Here is a 4,855-nt window from a genome sequence, read left to right as displayed (position 1 = left end):
TTTTATTAAGTTCCCGTTTAAGGGGGTCAGTACCGAACCATGTTATAACGTGGATCAGTTTTTTTATAGGTAGAGCGGCATTTATTTTTTCAAAAGAGGTCTTTGATAAACCATTCGATCATCAATTATTAATATTTGTTATTGCTTTAATCATTGCTATTGTGTTCTTTTTAATTGCTTTAATATTATATATCCTCAACATTATCAGAGGAATTAAAATTTTATTAAAAAAATAAGTCACTTATATATTAAATTAAAAAGGGAGTACTATACTTCCTTTTTAATTTAACGCTTTTCTATAACTGATGACTTTATTTATAATCTAAGATACTTTCTTCAACGTTTCTAATCACATCTCGCGAAACCTCAAAATTATTATTAATATATCCATGCTTATTAACCGATAGAGCAATCGATTGGCCTGCATAATAATCATTTTGACTTACTCTAAAGGCACGAGTAAATGCTTCACCATCTTGTATTTTATCAATTAAAATATCTCTATTCACAAAAATCGGTTGGCTAATATTTATAGCTTTTCCATCCTTTATATTAAACTCATACAATCTTAATCCATATAATTCAAGATCGTCATTATTTTTCTTAATGACGTATTTAATCGCATTATATTTTCTAGCCATCTTTTTAATCCTTTCTATTGCTATATTATAGTAATTTTTATTTTAGTTTTCATTTATAATGTGTATTTCAAAAAACTTGAAAGATAATTTATTTATTATATAAAACCACTATGAACATTGACATTCAATCACTGCAGTTTAAATTAATAAAAAAAGAGGACAAAGACCTCTACACATCTTTGACCTCATAATATATTCACTTAATCATTTTTTAATTGTTCTTTGACTTCTGCGATAGTTTCATCCATCGTCATATTCGATTTAAGTGCCACACTCGCGATAAAACTACCTTCTACGACGGGCGCCTCCATTTTTTCAATACGATGAGAGCCTTCATACATTTCGATTGCCATATCAAGGTTCATCCCAGCAGATCCTATATCATAAAAACATATTGCATCGTCATCTAATTCATTTATCACTGAAAGAATACGATCAAAAGATGTCCCTATACCATTATCATCTAAGCCACCAATATCAATGATATTAATGCCATTATCTGTCATTTGTAAATTTAAATCTTTGATACCTTCAGCAATTTTATTACTATGACTCACAATTACTATTGAAGTCATTTTACCTCTCCTCCTATCATTGCATTTAAAATATAAACACTACTTTGAGCACCTGGATCGATATAACCTTTTGAATCTTCTTTAAAATATGATGCTCGTCCTTTCGTGGCTATCATGTTTTTAGTTTCATCAGCATATGATTGTAATGTGTTAAAATCAATGTTTTCATCTTTATCTAATGCTTCTCTTGTACGTTCAATTACGTCATACATTGTTTTTTCATTTAATTCTACTTTTCCACGTTGTTTAACGGCTTCTGAAAAAGCAGCAATCATCTCTTTTAAATTTTCTTTGTCAATATCATCTTTAACGACATTTGCCATTTTAACAAAGCTAAAACCGTATAAAGGACCTGAAGCACCGCCCACTTTAGACATTAATGTCATTCCAGTTGATTTAAATAATGACTTCATATCTGTGTCATCCAGACCTTGTTCTAACGCTTCAAATCCTCTGACCATATTCACTCCATGGTCGCCATCACCAATGGCACGATCTAAATCAGTTAATTCACTTTCTTTTTCTTTAAAAGTTTCAACTAAACTAAGTAGTCTTGTTTTCATGTCTTGTACATTCATTGAAAAGTCACCTCATTATCTCTATTTTTATTTAAAAATAACGACTTGTTGTTGGAGCTAAAAGACCTTTTTCTATTTCTTCACTATAAGGAACCACTGTAATGGAGAAACCTTGCATATCAAGTGATGTCATATAATCACCAACAAACCATTGTTTAGCAGCTATGTCATGTTCTTGGAATTGTTGATTTAAATACTTCGCCACAATACTTAATTCAGATAAAGGCGTGCCTCCCATACCATTTACCATAACAATTAATGATTGATCTTTCACTTCTTTTAACAACTCATCTAGTAAACGCTCAATAATAACATCAACCGATTGAATCGCTTCACGATGTAACCCTTTCTCACCATGAATTCCGATACCAATTTCCATTTCATTATCATCAATATCGAAACTATATTTCCCAGTTGTTGGCACCATTGGTGAAGTAAGCGCCATCCCAATACTTTTAATTTTAGGAATAAACGATTCAATTTTGTTTTTAATATCTTCTAAAGATAGGCCTTGGTCCGCTAAATAACCTGCATATTTATGAACGAATACCGTACCAGCCACGCCACGACGTTTTTCTACATCTGAAACAGCAATATCATCATTCACAATGACACGTTCAACTTTAATATCTTCCATTTGTGCCATTTCTTGAGCCATCTCAAAGTTCATAACGTCTCCAGCATAATTTTTAACGATTAATAATACACCGTCGCCTGTATCGACTTCTTTAATAGCATCTAAAATTTTATCTGGAGTCGGAGATGTAAAAACTTCACCACATACTGCCGCATCAAGCATACCATTATCTACATAGCCCGCATGTGCTGGTTCATGACCACTTCCACCGCCTGATACCAAGGCAACTCCTGAATTTTTTTTATTTTTTTTAACAACAACTGTTTCTGAAATAATTTCAATATTATCATTCGTTAAAGCGATACCCTCTAACATGTCTGTTAAAATATTATTTTTTTCTTTAATTAATTTTTTCATCAAAAAGCGACTCCTTTTGGCATATTTAAAGTGAGTTTATCTAAGATTAAATATCAACATCATTTTCTTTATTTAAACTTGGAATTTTCATATTAGTAAATATAAAGATACTCTTTCAAAAAAGGATAAAGACATAAGTTCTATCTTTATCCTTCTAATTACTTATCTATTCTTAGTTATCTTATTTACGAAAATTAACCTTTGGAATTAAACGTACCTTTAGATAATTCACTTACTGTTAAAATAGCATCTGCAATGTCATCTGCAGTTAACTTATCACTTAAATTTGCAAAAGTATCATTTGGTTCTAAAGCACGTTCACCTACGCGAACCAAATCTTCATAACTTTTATCGGCAATGTGGAGTTCTTCTAAAGTCGTTGGCATATGAATACTACTTAAAAATTGTTGATATTTTACAAATTTTTCTGTTGGCGCATTTTCCAATACTAATTGGACTAAAATACCATAGGCCACTTTTTCACCATGCGTTAAATGATGAATATCGCCTTCAAGTGCTGTAAAACCATTATGAATTGCATGAGCAGCTGCAAGTCCTCCATTTTCAAATCCTAAACCTGAAAGTAATGTGTTCGCTTCAATCACTGCTTCAACTTGTGGAGATACAATATGGTTTTTAATTGCTTCATATGCACTATGTCCATATTCAAAAATCACTTCTTCACATTTCTGTGCAATCGCTAAGCTAGCTAATGATGGTTTTCCACTAAACATATTTTTTCCTTGTCTGCGTAACGTAGATTCTACCTCAACTAAAGTAGCTAATCCATCACTCATACCTGAAGCAAATAAACGTACAGGCGCTTGCGCAACAATTTGTGAATCCACCATTACTGTATCAGGATTCTTAGGGTAAAATTCATAACCACTAAATACACCATTATCATCATAAATAACAGATACGGCTGCCGTAGGTGCATCCATTGATGCAGTAGAAGCGAAATCGATAACACTTGCATTTAAAGCATTGGCTACTGCTTTACCTGTATCAAGTGCCTTTCCACCACCTAAACCAATAACTACATCTATGCCTTTTGTCTTAGCTTCATCAACGATACGATTAATTTCATTTTCTGAAGATTCGCCTTTAAATGTTTCGTAATTATAATTAACTTCCGAATTATTTGAAAAACTTTGATCAATTTGATCTTTAGTTATATTCCAAACAACTTCATCTGAGATTATTAATGCATGTGAACCTAAACGTTGTGTTTCATCTGCGATAGATTCGATAACTCCTTTTCCTTGTACATATCTTCCTGGAGATTGATAAATAATTTTTGCCATAGAGCTTTCCCTCCATAATAAATATTTATACTGCATCATTTAATAACTCTTCAGTAAATTACGCTCACAAATATATGATATAGAAAATACATATTAGCGTATTTACCATTACAATACGAAAAATAAGAATCAAAAGAAAGATTAAGTTGCTTAAAAAATTGATTTCTCTCTACACTTCCATTATTAATCTATTAAATATAATTGTCCACATATTAGCTAAAACTTCATTAAATTATCACTTTAAAACTTAAATATTGTAATATTATAATTTATAACCTATAATTGACTCTATCTTTACAATAGGTTTTATTGTGTTATCCTATGCTTGTATTACTCTTAATCTAACATAAAAATTTTAACCACTTTCAATTTATTCTGGAGCGTAAATTGAAAGTGGTTTTTTTAATTTATTATATATAGGTTTACTAAACAATAAGCTTAAAATAGAAAGAGATGATTCTATTCTCTATTATGTTCGGAATGAATCTATAAGTGGATATCATACGTTTATTGATTACTTAAAAAATAATTATAAAATCGTCTTGAAGATAAATTTGAATGTGTATTTACAATAGAATTAATCATCATATTCTTCTCTAAGCAAACTATACACATAACTATTTGAGAATTTCCCTTGTACACGTTCATCACTTCTCAATATACCTTCTTGTGTGAATCCAAGTCTTATTGGTATAGCTCGACTTTTCTTATTTTTAGTAGACATTCGTATTTCGATTCGATTAATATCATATTCTTCATA

The 4,855-nt window shown here is 30.8% G+C and carries 7 protein-coding genes; 1 reads left to right on the top strand and 6 read right to left on the bottom strand.

Translation table 11 applies throughout. The features are described 5' to 3' along the window. Window positions 1-236 (top strand): hypothetical protein (locus tag HMPREF2629_RS10985; RefSeq protein WP_141756725.1); only part of this gene is annotated, 236 nt, incomplete at its 5' end. A gap of 75 nt (window positions 237-311) precedes the next feature. Here the strand turns inward: HMPREF2629_RS10985 and HMPREF2629_RS10665 are convergent. The 6 genes from HMPREF2629_RS10665 to HMPREF2629_RS10640 form a co-directional block, all read right to left on the bottom strand. Further along, window positions 312-641, bottom strand: a complete 330-nt coding sequence (locus HMPREF2629_RS10665) for a hypothetical protein (protein WP_017175660.1) — start codon at window positions 639-641, stop codon at window positions 312-314. Window positions 642-841: 200 nt separating this feature from the next. Next, the gene (dhaM, locus tag HMPREF2629_RS10660; RefSeq protein ID WP_070813372.1) at window positions 842-1,216 is read right to left on the bottom strand and encodes a dihydroxyacetone kinase phosphoryl donor subunit DhaM; all 375 of its coding nucleotides are present in this window, start codon (window positions 1,214-1,216) and stop codon (window positions 842-844) included. Beyond that, the gene (dhaL, locus tag HMPREF2629_RS10655) at window positions 1,213-1,794 is read right to left on the bottom strand and encodes a dihydroxyacetone kinase subunit DhaL (protein ID WP_019834704.1); all 582 of its coding nucleotides are present in this window, start codon (window positions 1,792-1,794) and stop codon (window positions 1,213-1,215) included. The genes dhaM and dhaL overlap by 4 nt, the downstream gene beginning before the upstream one ends. Window positions 1,795-1,825: 31 nt before the next feature. Further along, a complete protein-coding gene (dhaK, locus tag HMPREF2629_RS10650) occupies window positions 1,826-2,788 on the bottom strand; it encodes a dihydroxyacetone kinase subunit DhaK (protein WP_070492140.1) in 963 nt (320 codons plus the stop codon). A gap of 194 nt (window positions 2,789-2,982) precedes the next feature. Further along, entirely contained in the window at window positions 2,983-4,095 is a 1,113-nt protein-coding gene (locus HMPREF2629_RS10645; protein WP_019834702.1) for a glycerol dehydrogenase, read from the bottom strand. 577 nt (window positions 4,096-4,672) lie between these two features. Further along, window positions 4,673-4,855, bottom strand: a 183-nt coding sequence (locus tag HMPREF2629_RS10640) for a GNAT family N-acetyltransferase (RefSeq protein WP_141756728.1), incomplete at its 5' end; no start/stop codon positions are given.

The organism is Staphylococcus sp. HMSC034C12 (genome assembly GCF_001835895.1).
Taxonomy (GTDB): domain Bacteria; phylum Bacillota; class Bacilli; order Staphylococcales; family Staphylococcaceae; genus Staphylococcus; species Staphylococcus hominis.
Note: the sequence above shows the minus strand (reverse complement) of the source record. Positions and strands in the feature narration are given on the sequence as shown.

Bases quoted from the DNA above. Each gene is read 5' to 3' on its own strand.
- HMPREF2629_RS10665 (WP_017175660.1), bottom strand. From the start codon at position 641: ATGGCTAGAAAATATAATGCGATTAAATACGTCATTAAGAAAAATAAT.
- dhaM (WP_070813372.1), bottom strand. From the start codon at position 1,216: ATGACTTCAATAGTAATTGTGAGTCATAGTAATAAAATTGCTGAAGGT.
- dhaL (WP_019834704.1), bottom strand. From the start codon at position 1,794: ATGAATGTACAAGACATGAAAACAAGACTACTTAGTTTAGTTGAAACT.
- dhaK (WP_070492140.1), bottom strand. From the start codon at position 2,788: ATGAAAAAATTAATTAAAGAAAAAAATAATATTTTAACAGACATGTTA.
- HMPREF2629_RS10645 (WP_019834702.1), bottom strand. From the start codon at position 4,095: ATGGCAAAAATTATTTATCAATCTCCAGGAAGATATGTACAAGGAAAA.